The 19,774-nt window shown below is 35.5% G+C and carries 17 protein-coding genes; 12 read left to right on the top strand and 5 right to left on the bottom strand.

What is annotated here, in order from left to right; genetic code table 11:
- Positions 1 to 3: 3 nt before the first annotated feature.
- The gene (locus D778_RS01250; protein WP_040491188.1) at positions 4 to 813 is read right to left on the bottom strand and encodes a glycogen/starch synthase; all 810 of its coding nucleotides are present in this window, start codon (positions 811 to 813) and stop codon (positions 4 to 6) included.
- A gap of 108 nt (positions 814 to 921) precedes the next feature.
- Between D778_RS01250 and panC the strand changes: the two genes are divergently transcribed.
- The 9 genes from panC (at position 922) to D778_RS01205 (ending at position 11,249) form a co-directional block, all read left to right on the top strand.
- Positions 922 to 1,770, top strand: a complete 849-nt coding sequence (panC, locus tag D778_RS01245) for a pantoate--beta-alanine ligase (protein ID WP_007646953.1) — start codon at positions 922 to 924, stop codon at positions 1,768 to 1,770.
- Between the two features lie 13 nt (positions 1,771 to 1,783).
- Positions 1,784 to 2,134, top strand: coding sequence for an aspartate 1-decarboxylase (gene panD, locus D778_RS01240; RefSeq protein WP_007646951.1), 351 nt, complete (start codon positions 1,784 to 1,786; stop codon positions 2,132 to 2,134).
- A gap of 3 nt (positions 2,135 to 2,137) precedes the next feature.
- A complete protein-coding gene (locus tag D778_RS01235) occupies positions 2,138 to 3,124 on the top strand; it encodes a lysylphosphatidylglycerol synthase transmembrane domain-containing protein (RefSeq protein WP_040491186.1) in 987 nt (328 codons plus the stop codon).
- Positions 3,125 to 3,280: 156 nt separating this feature from the next.
- Positions 3,281 to 4,429 (top strand): alpha/beta hydrolase, encoded by a 1,149-nt coding sequence (locus D778_RS01230; RefSeq protein ID WP_007646946.1) that lies wholly within the window; start codon positions 3,281 to 3,283, stop codon positions 4,427 to 4,429.
- Positions 4,430 to 4,488: 59 nt separating this feature from the next.
- Positions 4,489 to 5,847: a DNA repair protein RadA gene (gene radA, locus D778_RS01225; protein WP_007646945.1), complete on the top strand. Its 1,359-nt coding sequence runs from the start codon at positions 4,489 to 4,491 to the stop codon at positions 5,845 to 5,847.
- A 70-nt stretch (positions 5,848 to 5,917) separates the two neighbouring features.
- Complete coding sequence (ileS, locus tag D778_RS01220) at positions 5,918 to 9,355, top strand: isoleucine--tRNA ligase (RefSeq protein WP_007646943.1); 3,438 nt, start codon at positions 5,918 to 5,920, stop codon at positions 9,353 to 9,355.
- Between the two features lie 4 nt (positions 9,356 to 9,359).
- Positions 9,360 to 9,743, top strand: coding sequence for a TraR/DksA family transcriptional regulator (locus D778_RS01215; RefSeq protein WP_007646941.1), 384 nt, complete (start codon positions 9,360 to 9,362; stop codon positions 9,741 to 9,743).
- A 178-nt stretch (positions 9,744 to 9,921) separates the two neighbouring features.
- Positions 9,922 to 10,542, top strand: a complete 621-nt coding sequence (locus D778_RS01210; RefSeq protein ID WP_040491185.1) for a DUF4097 family beta strand repeat-containing protein — start codon at positions 9,922 to 9,924, stop codon at positions 10,540 to 10,542.
- Positions 10,543 to 10,628: 86 nt separating this feature from the next.
- A complete protein-coding gene (locus D778_RS01205) occupies positions 10,629 to 11,249 on the top strand; it encodes a lipoprotein signal peptidase (RefSeq protein WP_007646937.1) in 621 nt (206 codons plus the stop codon).
- On the opposite strand, the gene D778_RS01200 is transcribed toward D778_RS01205, so the two are convergent.
- Genes D778_RS01200 through D778_RS01185 form a run of 4 tightly spaced genes read right to left on the bottom strand, consistent with a single transcriptional unit; the run spans position 11,250 to position 14,115 of the window.
- Complete coding sequence (locus D778_RS01200) at positions 11,250 to 11,813, bottom strand: 5-formyltetrahydrofolate cyclo-ligase (RefSeq protein WP_007646936.1); 564 nt, start codon at positions 11,811 to 11,813, stop codon at positions 11,250 to 11,252.
- Positions 11,814 to 11,819: 6 nt separating this feature from the next.
- Positions 11,820 to 12,794, bottom strand: coding sequence for a succinylglutamate desuccinylase/aspartoacylase family protein (locus tag D778_RS01195; RefSeq protein ID WP_007646935.1), 975 nt, complete (start codon positions 12,792 to 12,794; stop codon positions 11,820 to 11,822).
- Entirely contained in the window at positions 12,794 to 13,666 is an 873-nt protein-coding gene (gene rimK / locus D778_RS01190) for a 30S ribosomal protein S6--L-glutamate ligase (protein ID WP_007646933.1), read from the bottom strand. The genes D778_RS01195 and rimK overlap by 1 nt, the downstream gene beginning before the upstream one ends.
- 20 nt (positions 13,667 to 13,686) lie before the next feature.
- A complete protein-coding gene (locus D778_RS01185; protein ID WP_007646931.1) occupies positions 13,687 to 14,115 on the bottom strand; it encodes an ATP-dependent zinc protease family protein in 429 nt (142 codons plus the stop codon).
- 204 nt (positions 14,116 to 14,319) lie between these two features.
- On the opposite strand from D778_RS01185, the gene uvrC reads away from it, so the two are divergent.
- From uvrC to D778_RS01170, 3 genes are all read left to right on the top strand, one after another.
- Entirely contained in the window at positions 14,320 to 16,113 is a 1,794-nt protein-coding gene (gene uvrC / locus D778_RS01180; RefSeq protein ID WP_007646927.1) for an excinuclease ABC subunit UvrC, read from the top strand.
- The gene (locus D778_RS01175; protein WP_040491184.1) at positions 16,110 to 18,341 is read left to right on the top strand and encodes a patatin-like phospholipase family protein; all 2,232 of its coding nucleotides are present in this window, start codon (positions 16,110 to 16,112) and stop codon (positions 18,339 to 18,341) included. The genes uvrC and D778_RS01175 overlap by 4 nt, the downstream gene beginning before the upstream one ends.
- A gap of 260 nt (positions 18,342 to 18,601) precedes the next feature.
- On the top strand, positions 18,602 to 19,762 hold the full coding sequence (locus D778_RS01170; RefSeq protein ID WP_007646925.1) for a homogentisate 1,2-dioxygenase: 1,161 nt from the start codon (positions 18,602 to 18,604) through the stop codon (positions 19,760 to 19,762).
- Positions 19,763 to 19,774: the final 12 nt, after the last annotated feature.

Here is a 19,774-nt window from a genome sequence, read left to right as displayed (position 1 = left end):
GTCTTAGCCCAATACTTGTGTGTTATAAAATTCAACATAAGCTTCTCCAAACTCATCTTTTGATTTAAAATCTAATACAGGTTTCTTTGAATCTTTTAAATGTTTGTTCAATTCTTCTGGAATCTCTTCCGAGCCTATAATCAAAGCATCAGAATGATCGATTGCAATTTTCATTAAACTGTTGTAAGTTGGTTTTTCCAGCTCTTTGATAAAGTTGTCATCTATGTTATCAAACTTCACTTTATTGATCATGTCTTTATTTAACGTACCATCAAAGCTTTGATTGTATATGGAAGTTACTATTTTACTTTCGTTAAACAAGGGCTCGTCTTTATAGTATTGTTTTAAGTACATTGGCAATAAGGCTGCCAACCAACCATGAACGTGAATAATGTCTGGAGACCAATTTAATTTTTTAACGGTTTCTATAACCCCTTTGGCAAAGAAAATGGCGCGTTCGTCATTATCCGGAAACAAATTACCTTCTTCATCTGTTAAAGTGGCTTTTCGTTTAAAATATTCGTCATTATCAATAAAATATACCTGTATGCGTTCCTTGGGAATGGACGCCACCTTAATAATTAAAGGCATGTCCAGATCATTGATAACCAAATTAATCCCAGAGAGTCTAATTACCTCGTGCAATTGGTGTCTTCTTTCATTAATGTTTCCATATCTAGGCATGAAAATTCGAATTTGCCCACCTTGTTGATTCACCATTCTAGGTGCTTCAAAGGACATAGAAGAAATTTCAGTTTCTGGTAAATACGGCACTACTTCAGATGATACATACAATATCCTCTTATCTTTCATAAACTTATTGCTTTTGGTAATTCAGAATAAAAAACACGCAAAAGTACAAAAATTTATGCAGATTCATTGTAAAATATTAAGTTTGCACGCGTTAATATTTTATTAAAGGTGAAGATTTTTACTGAAAAAACTCAAATTCAAAAAGCCATACAGCAAATAAAAGCCAAAGATTTGTCCGTTGGTTTTGTTCCTACCATGGGGGCTTTGCATCAAGGACACCTGTCCTTGGTCCAGGAAGCCTTTAATAACAATGATGTTGTAGTGGTAAGTATTTTTGTAAACCCTACGCAATTTGATAATGAAGATGATTTAGAAAAATATCCCAGAACCCTTGAAGCAGATACCAAATTATTGGCAGCTTTTAGAGAGAATTTAATTGTTTATGCTCCTAGCATACAGGATATTTACGATGGAGATGCCAAAGCTGAGCATTTTTCGTTTGATGGCTTGGAATTTGAAATGGAAGGTAAGTTTAGAACCGGTCATTTTAATGGTGTTGGCACCATAGTAAAACGGCTGTTTGAAATTATTACTCCTGACAATGCCTATTTTGGCAAAAAAGATTATCAACAATTAATGATCATTAAAAAACTGGTGGAAAAACACCACATTCCAGTGACCATTATTGGCTGTGATATTTATAGAGAACCTGACGGTTTGGCCATGAGTTCCAGAAACACACGCTTAAAAGAAGATTATAAAAAAGCAGCACCATTTATTTATAAAACCTTAAAAACTGCCAAAAAAAAGTTTGGCACAAAAAGTGCTAATACAGTGAAAGAATGGGTTGAGAAGGAGTTTGCCAATCATAAGTTATTAAACTTGGAGTATTTTATAATTGCAGACGACCAGACTTTAAAGCCCGTAAAGAGAAAATCCAAGAAAAAAACATATCGTGCGTTTATTGCTGTTTTTGCAGACGATATCAGATTAATTGATAATATCGCACTAAATTAATTACCTTTGCCACATGCAAATACAAGTTGTAAAATCTAAAATCCACAGAGTAAAATGTACAGGTGCAGACCTGAATTACATTGGTAGTATTACTATCGATGAAGATTTAATGGATGCAGCCAATATTATTCAGGGAGAAAAAGTTCAGATTGTAAATAACGATAACGGAGAACGTTTGGAAACCTATGTTATTCCTGGACCTAGAAACAGCGGGGAAATTACCCTAAACGGAGCAGCTGCCAGGAAAGTGGCTGTAGGAGATACGCTAATCTTAATTACTTATGCATTTATGGATATAGAGCAAGCCAAAGTGTTTAAGCCTTCTTTGGTATTTCCAGACGAGGCTACCAATAAATTGATATAAGAATTGAGTCCATCAATAAAGAAATACATAAAAATCCTACTCCCAATTCTGTTGGGAGTTTTTTTAATATGGTATTCTTTATCTAAGGTACCTTTAAACGAACTCTTGACCTATTTTAAAAGTGCCAATTACAGTTGGATATTTTTAGGCATGTTTTGTGGTTTGTTAAGTCATTTGTCCAGAGCCTATAGATGGCAATATCTTTTAGAGCCTTTGGGTTATAAAATAAGTTTGGGGAATAGTGTGATGGCTGTTTTTGCTGCCTATTTAATAAATTACACCATACCTAGGGCTGGAGAAGTCGCCAGGGCTTCAGTTTTAACGACCTATGAAGCTGTGCCGTTTGAAAATGGTTTTGGGACCATTGTGGCAGAACGTGTGGCAGATTTATTGGTGATGTTATTGATCATCATCATAACACTATTTATCCAATTCGATTTTATTTACCAGTTTTTTGTTCAAAAATTCAATCCCTTGCATCTGGGCATTGGCTTGTTTGGTTTACTAGTTCTGTTTTTTGTAGGAGTTAAATTTATAAAATCCAGTACCACTGGAATTGCCTTAAAAATTAAAACCTTTGTTATTGGACTTTTGGAAGGTGTTCTAAGTATTTTTAAAATGAAAAGGAAATGGGCTTTTATTGGCCATACCATTTTTATTTGGGTCATGTACATTGCCATGTTTTATACCACATCCTTTGCATTAACAGAGTTAAATAACATACCATTTGGTGCTATTTTAATAGGTTTTATTTCTGCCACTTTTAGCATAGCTGCAACCAATGGAGGCATTGGCTCTTATCCAATTGCAGTTTATGCAGCATTTTCGCTTTTTGCCATTCCAGAAGCACCAAGCATTGCTTTTGGCTGGATTGTTTGGACATCCCAAACATTACTTCTTGTTTTAGGAGGCGGGTTGTCTCTCATGTTATTGCCTGTTTTCAATAAGAATAGAGTATTGAAAAGTAGCCCAAACAAAGATGAAGTTTAAAGGATTAATATTTTAAATCTTATAGGTAATTTATTACCTTGCATGGCATCCTTAACCATGTTAAAATGAAACATCCATGACCAAAAATTTTGTCACACAGTGGAGTGATTATGGGGATGTTACATGTGACCTTTGAAAAACAATAAATATAAACACATGAAAAAACATATCTACTTATTAGTCTTTATTGCTTGTATGCAATTTATTGAAGCGCAAGTTATATATGAGCCATTTAACTCTGCAAAACTGGGTGAAACACGCGAAATAAAAATTCAACTCCCAAGAGGTTACGACGCAAATCCAGATAAAAAATACCCAATAATTATGGTGTTTGATGGCGATTATATGTTTGAAGCTGTTGCAGGAAACGTAGACTATTATGCGTATTGGGATGACATGCCAGACGCTATTGTGGTAGGTGTCAATCAAATAGATAGCAGAGAGGCAGACATGTATTATTCTGAACAGAATTCCTTGCCTATAGAAACGGGTGCTGCTTTTTTCGAGTTTGTTGGAATGGAATTGATACCTCACTTAGAAAAAACCTACAGAACCGAAAACTTTAGAGTGGCTGTTGGTCATGGCGAAACAGCAAATTTCATTAATTACTATTTGTTAAAAAGCGATCCGTTGTTTAAGGCTTATATAGTAATAAGTCCAGATTTGGCACCAGAGATGACCAGCTATATTCCTGAAAGACTGACAAAATTTCAAACCAAAATATTTTATTATTTAGCAACCTCCAATAACGATGTGGCCTCTTTAAAAGCAGGTTCTGAAGCTTTAAACACGGCCATTTCAGGAATAGACAATAAAAATGTTCTTTACAATTTCAAAACACTGGAAGAGCCATCTCATTATGCTTTGCCTGCTTACGTGATTCCAGATGCCTTACAAAAAATATTTTTGGTCTATCAACCCATCAGCAAACAAGAATATAAAGACACTATTTTAAAGTTGGAATCTTCTCCTGTTTTGTATTTAGAGGAAAAATATCAAACCATACGCGATCTTTTTGGCATAGACAAACAAATTCTTGTAAACGATTTTAAAGCCATAGAAGCTGCCATAGAAAAAACAGAGCAATTTCAATATTATGAAGATCTAGGAAAAATAGCCAGAAAACAATATCCAGAAACCATGTTGGGAAGCTATTACTTGGCTCGTTTTTATGAAGAAACAGGAGAACCTAAAAAAGCCATGAAAACCTATCAATCGGCTTATGTTTTAGAGGAAATAGCAGGTGTTACCAAAGATTTGGTTCTTGAAAAAGCAGAAGAGATAAAAGCAGATTTTGGCTATTAATTTTTCCGATTTTTTTAAATCGATATAACCTCTCTCCAAAAATAGATAAGAAGAAGCTTATGGCTAAAGTAAAGACAACTTTTTTTTGCCAAAATTGTGGCACGCAATATTCCAAATGGCAAGGACAATGTACAGCTTGCAAGGAATGGAATACCATAGCAGAAGAGGTGGTACAAAAAGCAGAGAAAAGCGATTGGAAAACAGCAACTTCAGCATCAATACGTGTTTCAAAACCCTTATTAATTAACGAAATTGATGTATCCCAAGAAGCCAGGATGGTTACAAGCGACCAAGAATTCAATCGCGTGTTGGGAGGAGGGATTGTTCCTGGTTCATTGATATTGTTAGGAGGCGAACCTGGTATTGGAAAAAGTACCTTGTTGCTTCAAATAGCCTTAAAATTGGCTTATAAAACCCTATATGTTTCTGGCGAAGAAAGTCAGAAACAAATAAAAATGCGTGCCGAACGCATCAATCCAAATAGCAGCAATTGTTATATTTTAACCGAAACAAAAACACAAAACATCTTCAAGCAAATTGAGGCTTTAGAACCAGATATTGTAGTTATAGATTCTATTCAAACTTTGCATAGCGATTATATAGAGTCGTCTTCGGGAAGTATTTCCCAAATAAAGGAATGCACAACCGAACTGATTAAATTCGCAAAGGAAACGGCAACTCCAGTCATTCTAATTGGGCATATAACCAAAGATGGTAACATTGCTGGACCAAAAATTTTAGAACACATGGTTGATACGGTTTTACAATTTGAAGGCGACAGGAACCATGTGTTTAGAATATTGCGAGCCCATAAAAACCGTTTTGGCTCAACCAATGAGTTGGGAATTTACGAAATGCAAGGCTCGGGTTTAAGAGAGGTTTCCAATCCTAGTGAAATATTGATTTCCAAAAAAGACGAAGAACTGTCCGGAAATGCAGTTGCAGCAACTTTAGAAGGCATGAGGCCTTTAATGATCGAGGTTCAGGCCTTGGTAAGTACTGCAGTTTACGGAACACCACAGCGTTCGGCAACTGGTTTTAATGCCAAACGTTTAAACATGCTTTTGGCAGTTTTAGAAAAACGAGCAGGTTTTAGATTGGGAGCAAAAGACGTGTTTTTAAACATAACAGGAGGCATTACTGTGGACGATCCAGCAATCGATTTAGCAGTGGTTGCAGCCATTCTATCCTCCAACGAAGACGAAGCCTTGCCAAAAGATTTCTGTTTTGCTGCAGAGGTTGGCTTATCTGGGGAAATCCGTCCGGTACAACGTGTGGAACAACGTATCCTTGAAGCCGAAAAATTAGGCTTCTCAACCATTTTTGTCTCTAAATACAATAAAATATCCCTTAAAAACACGGTTATTAAAATTCAATTGATTTCTAAAATTGAGGATTTGGTAAACTTTATTGTTTAAAAACCTATATTTCAATGCCTATTTTACTAAAAATCATTATTTTCGCAGGTCGAAAAGAATAAATGATACAATGAGTACAAAATTCCCTGAATATAAAGGACTTGACTTGCCAAATGTAGCGAATGAAATAAGCAACTATTGGCAGGAAAATAATATTTTTGAAAAAAGCGTCACAACCAGAGAAGGCAACAAACCCTTTGTGTTTTTTGAAGGACCTCCTTCTGCCAACGGTTTGCCAGGTGTGCATCACGTATTGGCTCGTGCCATCAAAGATATCTTTCCTCGATATAAAACCATGAAAGGCTTTCAGGTGAAGCGTAAAGCTGGTTGGGACACACATGGATTACCCATTGAACTTGGTGTGGAAAAAGAATTAGGAATTACTAAAGAAGATATTGGTAAAACCATTTCTGTAGAAGATTATAATGCGGCTTGTAGAAAAGCAGTCATGCGTTACACAGATGTTTGGAACGACCTGACTCAAAAAATGGGTTATTGGGTAGATATGGATGATCCTTATATTACTTACGAACCTAAATATATGGAGTCTGTTTGGTGGCTGTTAAAGCAAATCTATGACAAGAGTTTGTTATATAAAGGCTATACTATTCAACCATATTCACCAAAAGCAGGAACTGGATTAAGTTCGCATGAGTTGAACCAACCAGGAACCTATCAAGATGTGACGGACACAACTGTAGTCGCGCAATTTAAAGCAAAAGAAGAATCCCTTCCAGATTTTTTACAAAATGAAGGATCTATTTACTTTTTGGCTTGGACCACAACACCTTGGACTTTACCCAGTAACACAGCGTTAACGGTTGGACCAAAAATCGATTATGTACTGGTTGAAACGTACAACCAATATACTTTTGAACCTATAAATGTGGTTTTAGCTAAGTCTTTAGTTAATAATCAATTCGATGGAAAATTTAAAAGAGTTGAAACAAAACCAGAATTATTAGATTATAAATCCGGAGATAAAAAAATTCCATATTACGTTGTCAAAGATTTTAAAGGGAAAGATTTAGTAGGAATCACCTACGAACAACTTTTGCCATATGCCTTACCAAACGACAATCCAGAAAATGCCTTTCGCATAATTTCTGGGGACTTTGTAACTACAGAAGACGGAACAGGAATTGTACATACAGCACCAACCTTTGGAGCAGACGATGCCTTGGTTGCCAAACAAGCCACACCAGAAGTGCCACCAATGTTGGTGAAAGACGACCATGGAAATTTAGTGCCTCTTGTGGACTTGCAAGGAAAATTCAGACCGGAAATGGGAGAGTTTGCAGGCAAATATGTAAAAAATGAGTATTACAACGATGGCGAAGCACCAGAGCGTTCGGTAGATGTGGAACTAGCCATTAAATTAAAAGAAGAGAACAAAGCCTTTAAGGTTGAAAAATACAAACACAGTTATCCAAACTGTTGGAGAACAGATAAACCCATTCTTTACTATCCATTGGATTCTTGGTTTATAAAAGTAACTGATGTAAAAGAACGTATGTTCGAATTGAACGAAACCATCAATTGGAAACCAAAAGCAACAGGTACAGGACGTTTTGGCAACTGGTTGGCCAACGCCAACGATTGGAATTTATCCCGATCTCGTTATTGGGGAATCCCTTTGCCAATCTGGAGAACAGAAGATGGTAAAGAGGAAATTTGTATTGGTTCCGTTGAAGAGCTTAAAACTGAAATGAAACGTGCTGTTGAAGCAGGCGTTTTAGCAAAAGATATTTTCGAAGATTTTGAAGTAGGAGACAATTCTGAAGAAAACTATGCAAAAATTGATTTGCATAAAAATATCGTTGATGAAATTGTTCTAGTTTCAAAAAGTGGTCAACCCATGAAACGGGAAGCCGATTTAATTGACGTTTGGTTCGATTCTGGTTCCATGCCTTATGCACAATGGCATTACCCATTTGAAAACAAAGAGAAAATAGATGGTTGTCATTCTGAGTGTAGCGAAGAATCTCATAGAGGGACCTCATTCCCAGCCGATTTTATTGCAGAAGGTGTCGACCAAACTCGTGGTTGGTTCTATACCCTTCATGCCATTGCATCCATGGTGTTCGATTCGGTTGCCTATAAAAATGTGGTTTCAAACGGCTTGGTTCTCGACAAAAACGGACAAAAAATGTCCAAACGTCTTGGGAATGCCACAGACCCTTTTGAAACCCTATCCACTTATGGTGCCGATGCCACCCGTTGGTACATGATTGCCAATGCCAATCCTTGGGACAATCTAAAATTTGACGTGGATGGAATTGAGGAGGTTAAACGCAAATTCTTCGGAACGCTTTACAACACCTATTCTTTTTTTACTTTGTATGCTAATTTGGACAACTTCAGTTATACCGAAGCCGATATCACTTTAAGCGAAAGACCCGAAATTGATAGATGGATACTTTCAGAATTACATACCTTGATTCAAAAAGTGGATGCATTTTATGCAGACTATGAGCCAACAAAAGCAGCAAGGGTTATTTCAGATTTTACCCAAGACCATTTAAGCAATTGGTTTGTGCGTTTAAGCAGAAGACGTTTTTGGAAAGGGGATTATCAGGCAGATAAAATTTCGGCATATCAAACCCTTTATACCTGTATGGTTGCCATTGCCAAATTAGGAGCTCCAATTGCACCATTCTTTATGGATAGATTGTACATGGATTTAAATTCGGTTACCCAGAAGGAAGCATTTGAGAGTGTTCATTTAGCAGATTTTCCTGTGTTTAACAACAGTTATGTAGACAAGAGCCTGGAACGTAAAATGGAAGCTGCACAAACAATATCGTCTTTGGTTTTGTCGTTAAGGGCCAAAGAAAAGATTAAAGTGCGTCAGCCATTGCAGAAAATCATGATTCCTATTGATTCCAAACAACAAAAGGAAGAGATTTTAGCTGTTGCTAACCTAATTAAACACGAAGTAAACGTTAAGGAAATAGAACTCCTGGAAGACGCTTCAGATATTTTGGTAAAACAAATAAAACCTAATTTTAAAGCCTTGGGACCTCGTTTTGGTAAGGATATGAAATTGATAGCCAATACCATTATTGGTTTTACTGCTGAAGACATTAAAAAAATCGAGCAAAGTGGCCAAATTGAGGTTGAAATTAACGGAAAAAGTATTACTTTAGGACTTGAAGATGTAGAGATCACATCGCAAGACATAGAAGGTTGGTTGGTGGCCAACGAAGGCGCATTAACAGTTGCCCTGGATGTTACCATTTCTGAGGATTTACGAAAAGAAGGGATTGCTCGTGAGCTCGTTAATCGTATTCAAAATTTACGTAAAGATTCAGGTTTTGAAGTGACAGACAGAATAAACGTAATGCTACAAAAAGATGAAAAGATAGTGGATGCTGTACAAACAAATATGTTGTATATTAAAGCAGAAACTTTAACAGAAGAATTAGAAATTATAGATCAAGTAAATAATGGTATAGAAGTTGTATTTGACGATGTAAACACCAGATTATTTATTCAAAAACATTAAGAACATGGCAGAAGAATTAAACGTTAGGTATTCAGACAAGGATTTAGCAGAGTTTAAAGCATTGATTCAAGAGAAAATTGAAAAAGCAAAACACGATTTAGATTTAATAAAAAGTGCATATATGAACGACTTAAATAATGGAACAGACGATACGTCCCCAACTTTTAAAGCGTTTGAGGAAGGTAGTGAAACCATGAGTAAAGAAGCTAATTCGCAGTTGGCCATAAGACAGGAAAAATTTATTCGTGACCTTAAAAATGCGCTTATTAGAATTGAGAACAAAACCTATGGTGTTTGTAGGGTAACAGGAAAACTAATAAACAAAGATCGTTTAAAATTGGTACCTCATGCAACCTTAAGTATTGAAGCCAAAAATATGCAGCAATAAGATTCCAATTAAAAAAAGGATACCATTCAATAAATCTAAACGCTTCAAGAAATGAAGCGTTTTTTCTTTTTTTTAAATTTTATCAAGACCCTGTGGTCTAGCTACTTAAATATGTGATAGATGTGGTCATTGTTTGCCAAATGCCCATTATGGGCTTTTATAATTTTATTTTTGCAATATGAAAAAGGTTCTCTACCTCATTCTCTTTTTTTTGGCTTTGCAGGCCCAGGCTCAAAAAGTAACCAATAAATCGTTTTCTTCCAAAGGGGTTTCTACATTGGTAATTAATGGAGATATGGTTTTTAAAATGCATATTGAAACAGCAAAAACCCAAACCATATCCATACAATCTTTAGCAGAAGGAGAACATAGCGAAGATGTTGTTTTAATCACCCAAATTAAAAGCAATACGCTTTATATTTCCAGTATATATCAGCCTTTATTTGTTGCAGACAATGATAAACTGAGTGCACACAAAGTACTTTCTGTAGAATATAAATTAGTGATTCCAGAACAATTGAATTTATCCATTTCCAGTAGTATAGCATCGGTATTTTTGTTTGGCAATTACAATAAGGTAACCACAGAACTCATGAATGGCTCCTTTTTTGCAAAGAGCTTTAAAGGAGACCTTTTGGTAAATACCATTCATGGAGATATTGAAGTGGAAACCCATCAAGCTACTGCTGAGGCTTCAAGCAAACATGGGAAAGTAGATCAAGCCGTTTTGGGGAACGGAAACAACCAAATAACCTTAAATTCAATAAACGGCAACATAAGGATAAGCAAATCTGAATAATATGTTTATTTTTGCTCAAAGATTTCAACTACCATTAAAAAGGTTTCCACTTTCCTGTCTGCCAACAGGCAGACGTTCTATATGTTATGACCCTAAAAAAATCCATTCTTTTTATCGTTCTTATTTTGTTCATAGATCAAATAAGCAAAATTTATATTAAAACACATTTTGTTATTGGCGAAGAGCTAAAAGTACTGTCGTGGTTTAGAATTTATTTTGTGGAAAACGATGGCATGGCTTGGGGAACCAAATTGAGTGATTTTATATCTTTTATTTCTGATAGAACAGCTAAATTATCTTTAACTATTTTTAGGATAGTAGCCATTTTTGGCATTGGCTACTGGTTGTATGATGCCGTAAAAAAACAACAATCACCTGTACTTATTTGGGCCATTGTTTTCATTTTTGCAGGCGCTTTGGGAAATATATTGGATTCAGTTTTCTATGGCGTTTTATTTAATGACAGTTTTGGACAAGTAGCTTCTTTCTTGCCTCCAGAAGGGGGTTACGATACATTATTGCATGGTAAAGTGGTGGATATGCTTTATTTTCCTATTTGGAAAGGCTATTTGCCGGAATGGTTGCCGTTTTATGGAGGACAATATTTTACCTTTTTCGAGCCTGTTTTCAATGTGGCAGATGTAGCCATTAGTACAGGTTTTGGGTTGCTTGTCTTTTTTAATAAAAAAGCATTCTCCAAAGACTGATTAAAATCTATAAACCTGTTTAGGAGTCACGCAATAATCCAAAGCCATGTCACCCTTAAAAATATCTTCAATTTTAGTTTCTGCTTCAAAAAAAGACACCCCAATTTTAAGGGTTTCCGGTTTGCATTCAGCTAAAAAAGAATCATAAAAGCCTTTGCCATAACCAACTCTATGGCCTTCCTCATCAAAAGCAAGAAGAGGTATAAAGACCACTTCCAGGTTTTGTGCAGGAACCTCAATTCCATCTAGTGGTTCTGGAATGTTGTATGCGTTTTTCTTGATTACGGTACTGTCTGTTAACAGAAAATGGTTCATTGTGTTTGTAGTGAAATCGCTTTTGGAAATCACAATATGTTTATCCTTGCCTGAAAGTATGTTCAATAAATAATCGGTATTTACCTCTTTAAGTTCTTCAATGGAAAGAAAAATATGATAAAAAGAAAAATCCCAAATAGGAAGTGTTAAAAGCCTATTGGCAATCTGTAGGCTAAACTCTTCAACAGTTTCAGAAGATAATTCCTGACGTTTAAGCTTGTAGGTTTTTCGCAATTCGGCTTTGGTCATATAAAATTACTTTTTCAATTTGGTGGTAATATGAAACAGGGCATCGCCTTGATACACAATGGGAGACTCATTCACATTAATGATATATCCTGTGTGGTTTGCCCTAACAAAATGATTGAACTGTCCATAAGGATCTGTAATATTTCCTATAATATCACCTTTTGTTACTTTTGTACTTATAATAGCAGAAGCTTTAAACATACCAGAATAATTAGCACGTTGCCATTTTCCACCTGTTATAAACAGACTTTCTTTTTTTGGTGCTGTAACCTTGAATTTGGTTTGCAACATACCAAAATGGTGCAAAATCCGTTTGGCTCCATTTACAGCAGTATTGGTCACGTTATTATCTATGTGAAACGATTTGCCTCCTTCAAACAACAACATGGTTTTGCCCAATTTAAAACAAGTATTCCTAAAAGATTTTTTTAAATGTTTGGAATAAAGCACAAAAGGGGCTCCAAAAATTTTTGCCAATTGATCCAATTCCGGATTGTTTTTAGCAATACGTATTTGAGGCGCGTTAAATCGGCCAGCACCACCAGTATGGAAGTCTAAAATAAAATCTACTTCTGTAACTATCTCAGTTGTTAACTCAAAAGCCACACGACTGGCAAGTGAGCCTTTTTTTATCCCTGGAAACACTCTGTTTAAATCCCGACCATCAGGAAATTCACGTTTTAAGTTTATAAACCCAAATACATTTATAATAGGCATACAAATGATAGTGCCACGTTTAGGTTTGTTGATGCCTTTGGCTATTAATTGTCTTACAATTTCAACACCATTTACTTCATCTCCATGAATACCAGCCGTAAATAAAACCACAGGACCTGGTTTTTTGGAGCGTTCTACAAAAACAGGCACATCTATACTAGAGGTAGTATGTAAATTGGCCACGCCAAAATTGAGCTCGCAACTTTCACCAGCTTTTATTTTTTTACCTAAGATGGTTATATATTCTTTATGAACAAATTCCATTATCTGTTTTTTTCTATGTAAGTAATAATAGCTTTTGCAATATTTCTTCCTGTTGCACCTTCTATACCTTCCAGTCCAGGTGTGGAATTAATTTCCAAGAGTAAAGGGCCACGAGCAGATTGCAACATGTCCACGCCACATACAGGAAGCTTTAAGGCTTTGGCAGCATTCATGGCTAATTTTAATTCTGCATCGCTTAGTTTAATGATTTTTGCAGAGCCACCACGATGCAAATTGGATCTAAATTCGCCTTCTTTTCCTTGGCGTTTCATGGCGCCAACAACTTGTCCATCTACAATCAAAGCTCTTAAATCGGCTCCTTTGGCTTCTTTAATAAATTCTTGAACGATAACCCTGGCTTCTAGTCCGTTAAAGGCTTCAAGAACAGATTCGGCTGCGTTTTTTGTTTCAGCCAAAACCACACCCAAGCCTTGTGTGCCCTCCAATAGTTTTATTATTACAGGAACACCTCCAACATGCGCTATCACTTCTTCAACATCCCTGGAATAATTTGTGAAAACGGTTTTGGGCATCCCAATACCAGCCTTGCTTAAAAGTTGTAGACTTTTTAGTTTGTCCCTGGAACGCAAAATAGCTCCAGAAGATACAATGGAAAACACATTCATCATTTCAAACTGTCTCACAACGGCACAGCCATAAAATGTTATGGAAGCTCCTATTCTTGGGATAATGGCATCTACATAATCTAAGTATCTATCTTTGTAATAAATGGTTGGTTTTTCTTTTTCAATAATGATATCGCATTTTAAAGGGTCGATGACTTCTACTTTATGTTGTCGTTTTCGTCCTTCTTCAATCAATCTTTGGGTGGAATATAAATGAGGGTTTCTTGATAAAATAACAATATTCATGGGTGTGCTTTGTTAAATAATTAGATGGCTTGTTTTTTGTTGAATGATACGTGATGCAAATCTACATCCACCAGAAATTTTTTACTTAGAAATTGCCTTCCTATTAAAACAGGAAATTTCATATCGTCCCTAGTGCTTAATGTTAAGTTTATTTTATAGGTTTTGTTAAAAAATACCACTTCAGATTTTATTTTAAACCGGTTTTCTTTATAGCCGTTACTGCTTTTTACATCTGTTTTGGAAAAGCTATCGAAAACAACTTGTTTACCACTAAAATTAGGGTGTCCCTTACTGTAAAAGGTACACTTTAGTTTTTCGCCTTCAACAATTATTTCAGAACAGTGTATGGCAGAGGTATATGCGCCAGTATCAATTTTGGCGTCAATATTATATAAATTTAATTTTGGAAAGTCTATTTTATCAACTCTTCCAATTATAAGTTTTTCCATTTAAACGTATTAAAAAAAAGTGGAGCAAGTTACTTAAATAGTATTCTGAAAATAGGGATTTATTCATTTATTTTAAAAATAATTAACCTTGATTTTTAAAACTAAAAAAATTAAAAGAATTACCTTTGGTAAAAGCTGTTAAATTAATGATTCTATCTTCAATAGTTTCATCCATACATAAATTAAATAGACCAAATCCTGTTAATGAGCAAAACATCGCTTGAAATACAAATACAAACCTTACCAAATGAACCTGGCGTGTATCAGTATTTTGATGCAAATGGAACTATTTTATATGTAGGAAAAGCCAAAAACCTAAAAAAAAGAGTCAGTTCTTACTTTACCAAGCAACACGATTATGGTAAAACCAAAGTGCTTGTAAAAAAAATAGCTAGCATTAAGCACATAGTTGTAAACACGGAAACCGATGCCCTTTTATTAGAAAACAATTTAATAAAAAAACACCAGCCAAGATACAATGTCATGTTAAAAGACGACAAGTCGTATCCATGGATCTGTATTAAAAACGAACGTTTTCCCAGGGTGTTTTCTACCAGACGCGTTATTAAAGACGGCAGTGAATATTTTGGGCCATACACAAGCATGAAAACAGTAAGTACCTTGTTGGATTTAATAAGAGGCTTGTACAAATTAAGAACCTGTAATTACGATCTGTCCAAAGAAAAAATAGAAGCCGAAAAATACAAAGTATGCTTGGAATACCATTTAGGGAATTGTAAAGGTCCTTGCGAGGGGTTTCAAACCCTTGAGGACTACAATGAAGGAATTGCTGCCATAAAAGAAATTTTAAAAGGGAATTTTAAAGATTCCTTATCACAATTTAGACAACAGATGGCCCAATTTTCTGAAAATATGCAATTTGAAGAAGCGCAAATTATTAAGGAAAAAATAGAGATACTAGAAAATTACCAGGCAAAATCCACCATTGTCAACCCTAAGATAAGCAATGTGGATGTGTTTTCCATTGTTAGTGACGAGAGCTACGCCTATGTTAATTTTTTACAAGTGTCTTATGGCTCCATCATTCGTTCCCATACTTTGGAGATTAAGAAAAAACTTCAAGAATCAGACAAAGAATTACTGGAATTGGCCATCATTGAATTAAGACAGCGTTTTCACTCCAAGTCGAAAGAAATTTATGTACCTTTTAAAATTAATTTAGGTGAAGACGTAAAGGTGTTTGTTCCTCAATTGGGAGACAAAAAACATATTTTGGACCTATCCATTCGTAATGCCAAATATTATAGGCTGGAACAATTAAAGCAAGTAAAAATTGTAGATCCAGACAGGCATGCCAATAGGGTCATGGCTCAGATGAAAGCCGATTTACGCCTAAAGGAGGAACCCAGGCACATAGAGTGTTTTGACAACTCAAACATTCAAGGTACCAATCCAGTTGCTGCTTGTGTGGTTTTTAAAAATGGCAAACCCAGCAAAAAGGACTATAGGCACTTTAACATTAAAACAGTTGAAGGACCAGACGATTTTGCGTCTATGGAAGAAGTGGTTTACAGACGTTATAAAAGATTGTTGGACGAAGGAAGTCCACTCCCTCAATTAATTATTATCGATGGTGGAAAAGGACAACTTTCCTCGGCATTGAAAAGTTTGAATGCCTTGAATTTGAGACAAAAAATTGCAATCATCGGAATTGCGAAACGTTTGGAAGAATTATTTTATCCAGACGATCCAATTCCCTTATATTTAGATAAAAAAAGTGAAACCCTAAAAATCATCCAACAACTTAGAAACGAAGCTCACAGGTTTGGCATAGAACACCATAGAAATAAAAGAAGCAAAAGCGCTTTAAATACAGAGCTGGAAAGTATTCCTGGTATAGGAGAAAAAACCATTGTCGAGCTCTTGAAGGAATTTAAATCCGTAAAACGGATTTCACATGCCAAGTTAGACGAGTTAGAGGATGTTGTAGGTGTTTCAAGAGCTCAAAAAATTTATAATTACTACCATAATTCATGAAATACCTAATTATTGTCGTTTCTTTATTTTTTACCAGCGTAATGTTCTCTCAGGAAAACACCAAACAAGATGTAAAAATTGGTGTTGTATTAAGTGGAGGAGGCGCCAAAGGCTTGGCACATATTGGAGCATTAAAAGTTATTGACAGTCTGGGTATTCGGGTAGATTATATTGCAGGAACAAGCATGGGAGCCATTGTTGGTTCTTTGTACGCTTCTGGTTATACTGGAAAAGAAATTGATTCTATTTTTAAGGATGTGAATTTCGATAAAATTATAAACGACGACTTGCCTAGAGCTGCCAAGACCTTCTATGAAAGGGATAACTCAGAAAAATATGCCGTAACATTGCCATTTGAGCATTTTAATTTAAAATTGCCAACAGCCTTGTCCAAGGGACAAAACACGCTAAGTTTACTTTCTAAACTCACTTTGCATGTTAGCGATGTGGAAGATTTTAGCAAGTTGCCTATTCCGTTTTTCTGTATAGCTACAAACGTGGAAACCGGACAAGCTGTAATTTTGGACAAAGGAAACCTGCCCCAAGCCATTACGGCAAGTGGCGCCTTTCCGTCATTATTTCAACCAGTTATTATAGATGGTCAACTTTTAATTGATGGTGGTGTGGTCAATAACTATCCCATAGACGAATTAAGGGCCAAAGGAATGGATTTGATTATTGGTGTGGATGTGCAAGACGATTTGGCCTCCAGGGACGATTTAAAATCTGCATTGGACATTCTGCTTCAAATAAATAATTACCGAACCATCAATGATATGAAGCAAAAAGCCAAAAAAACAGATATCTACATAAAACCGGATATTTCAAACTTTACTGTGGTTTCTTTTAGTGACGGAAGGGAGATTATAGATAATGGTGAAGCAGCAGCCTTAAAAGAAATGGATGCTTTAAAGCATGTTGCTTCTATGCAAACCCAAAAAAAGACCAAACATATAACCATAAAATCTGTAGACAGTATTAAAATAAATGCCATTTATATTGAAGGAAATAAAAAATATACAGATGCATATGTTTTAGGGAAACTTAAATTTAAACAAAACGTTAAGTTACAATACAACAGTTATGTGGAAGGGGTAAACAACTTGGCTGCTACCAATAACTTTGAGAGCGTTGTGCATAAATTACAACCTTCAAGCAATAACGAGGGTTATGATATGTATCTGACACTAAAGGAAAGTTCCATTACAACTTTTTTTAAATTTGCTGTTCATTATGACGATCTCTATAAAACAGCTGCTTTGGTCAACCTCACCAAAAAGCAATTATTGATCAAAAACGATGTGCTGTCTTTCGATTTTATATTTGGGGACAACATTAGGTATAATTTTGAATATTATATAGATCAAGGGTTTTATTGGAGTGTTGGTTTAAAATCCAGTTACAATCAATTTAAAAAAGTGATACCAGCAACAGCACTTTTAACAGACGATGAATTGCAAACCCTTAATGTAAATAAATTGGATGTCGAATTAAAAGACCTTACCAATCAGTTTTATTTGCAAACCCTTTTTACCAAAGATATGTCCTTGTCACTTGGGGCAGAACATAAACGATTGAAAATTACAACCGAAACAGTTTTAACTGGCAACAATGATAAAAAAACCATTTTTGAGAACAGCGATTATTTAAGTTTGTTTGGCAAAGCTAAATTCGATTCTTACGATAATAAGTATTTCCCCAACGAAGGGTTTTATTTTGATGGAGACTTTCATCTTTATCTGTATTCGTCAGATTTCAATAATAACTTCAATGAATTTTCCATTGCTAAAGCAACCATTGGCTATGCCTATAGCTTTTCAGATAAGTTAACGGCAAACATCACTACTCAAGGAGGTTTTAACATTGGTGAAAACGACAACCCTTATTTAAATTTTGCCCTTGGAGGTTATGGAAACGACTTTATAAACAATTTCGAATCGTTTTATGGTTACGATTTTATCTCGCTTTCAGGCAATAGTTTTGTAAAAGGGGTTTTAACCTTGGATTATGAAATTTTCAAGAAAAACCACATCAATATTGCTGCAAATTATTCCAATATTGCAGACAATATTTTTGACGATGGTGAATGGTTTACATCCCCAGATTATTCAGGTTATGCCATAGGTTATGCCATGGAAACCTTTGTTGGACCAATAGAGTTAAAGTACACTTACTCTCCGGAAACCAAAGAAAGCATTTGGTTTTTTAATTTAGGGTTCTGGTTCTAATCTAGTTTTCCACTCCTTCCAAAATGGAAAATTGTTAAAAACGATATGTCATAAATATTTCCGATATTTGTAGAACTATGAAACATTTTTGGTCAGGTTTATTATCACATCTTCAATTTCTTATCAAAAGAAATCCAGAATAAATAGGCACATTTTGTATCTTTATATAAATTTATTTTATTGTATTGAGGGTTTTTTGAGAGAGAGTTAACCTTTTCCCTCAAACCCTTTTATAAGTAACCCATAATATTTTAAAACCAATGCCATTTTATCATAAATTAGGAAACATACCTCCTAAACGACACATACAGTTTAGAAAACCAGATGGAACACTTTACAGCGAACAGCTTTTTGGAACAATTGGTTTCGACGGAATGTCAACAAATTCATACCACCAGCAAAGACCAACACAGGTTAAGGCTATCAAAAAACAGTATAGCGTAGCGCCAAAAATAGCCAAAGAAAACAGCATTCAATCCTATCGGTTTAGAGGCTTTCAAATAAAACCGGAAAACGATTACCTGGAAAGCAGGAAAACAGTACTTACCAATAGCGATTGCAGCATCATTCTTGCTGCTCCAAAACAGTCTACGACAGATTATTTTTATAAAAATTCCGATGCAGACGAGCTCATTTTCATCCATAAAGGTACAGGAAAATTGCGCACTCACCTTGGGAATTTGGATTTTAAATATGGAGACTATTTATTGGTGCCTAGAGGAACCATTTATAAAATAGATTTTGATACAGAAGATAACAGGTTGTTTATAGTGGAGTCCAGAAGGCCCATCTATACCCCAAAACGTTATAGAAACTGGTTTGGACAGCTATTGGAGGATGCACCTTTTTGTGAAAGGGATATTCGTCAGCCTCAAGAATTGGAAACCTATAACGAGAATGGCGATTTCTTGATGAAAGTTAAAAAACAAGACGATATTTTTGAAATGGTTTACGCATCACATCCATTTGATGTTGTTGGTTATGATGGTTACAGCTATCCTTATGCGTTTTCTATTCACGATTTCGAACCCATAACAGGTCGTATCCATCAACCACCTCCAGTACACCAAACTTTTGAGACAGATGCCTTTGTTGTGTGCAGTTTTGTGCCAAGGCTTTACGATTATCATCCGTTGGCCATTCCTGCTCCATACAACCATAGCAATATTGATAGTGATGAAGTCCTCTACTATGTAGATGGCGATTTTATGAGCAGAAATGATATTGATGCTGGACACATTTCCTTGCATCCAGCAGGTATTCCTCATGGGCCACATCCAGGAGCAGCAGAACGAAGTATTGGAAAAGTAAGAACAGACGAGTTGGCAGTGATGGTAGACACCTTTAAACCCTTAAAAATCACAGAAGACGCATTAAAAATAGCAGACGAAGATTATTATAAATCTTGGTTGGATAATTAAAAAACATTAAAA

It is taken from the genome of Xanthomarina gelatinilytica, from assembly GCF_000348685.1.
Classification (GTDB): Bacteria; Bacteroidota; Bacteroidia; order Flavobacteriales; family Flavobacteriaceae; genus Xanthomarina; species Xanthomarina gelatinilytica.
This window is presented reverse-complemented; position numbering and strand designations above follow the sequence as displayed.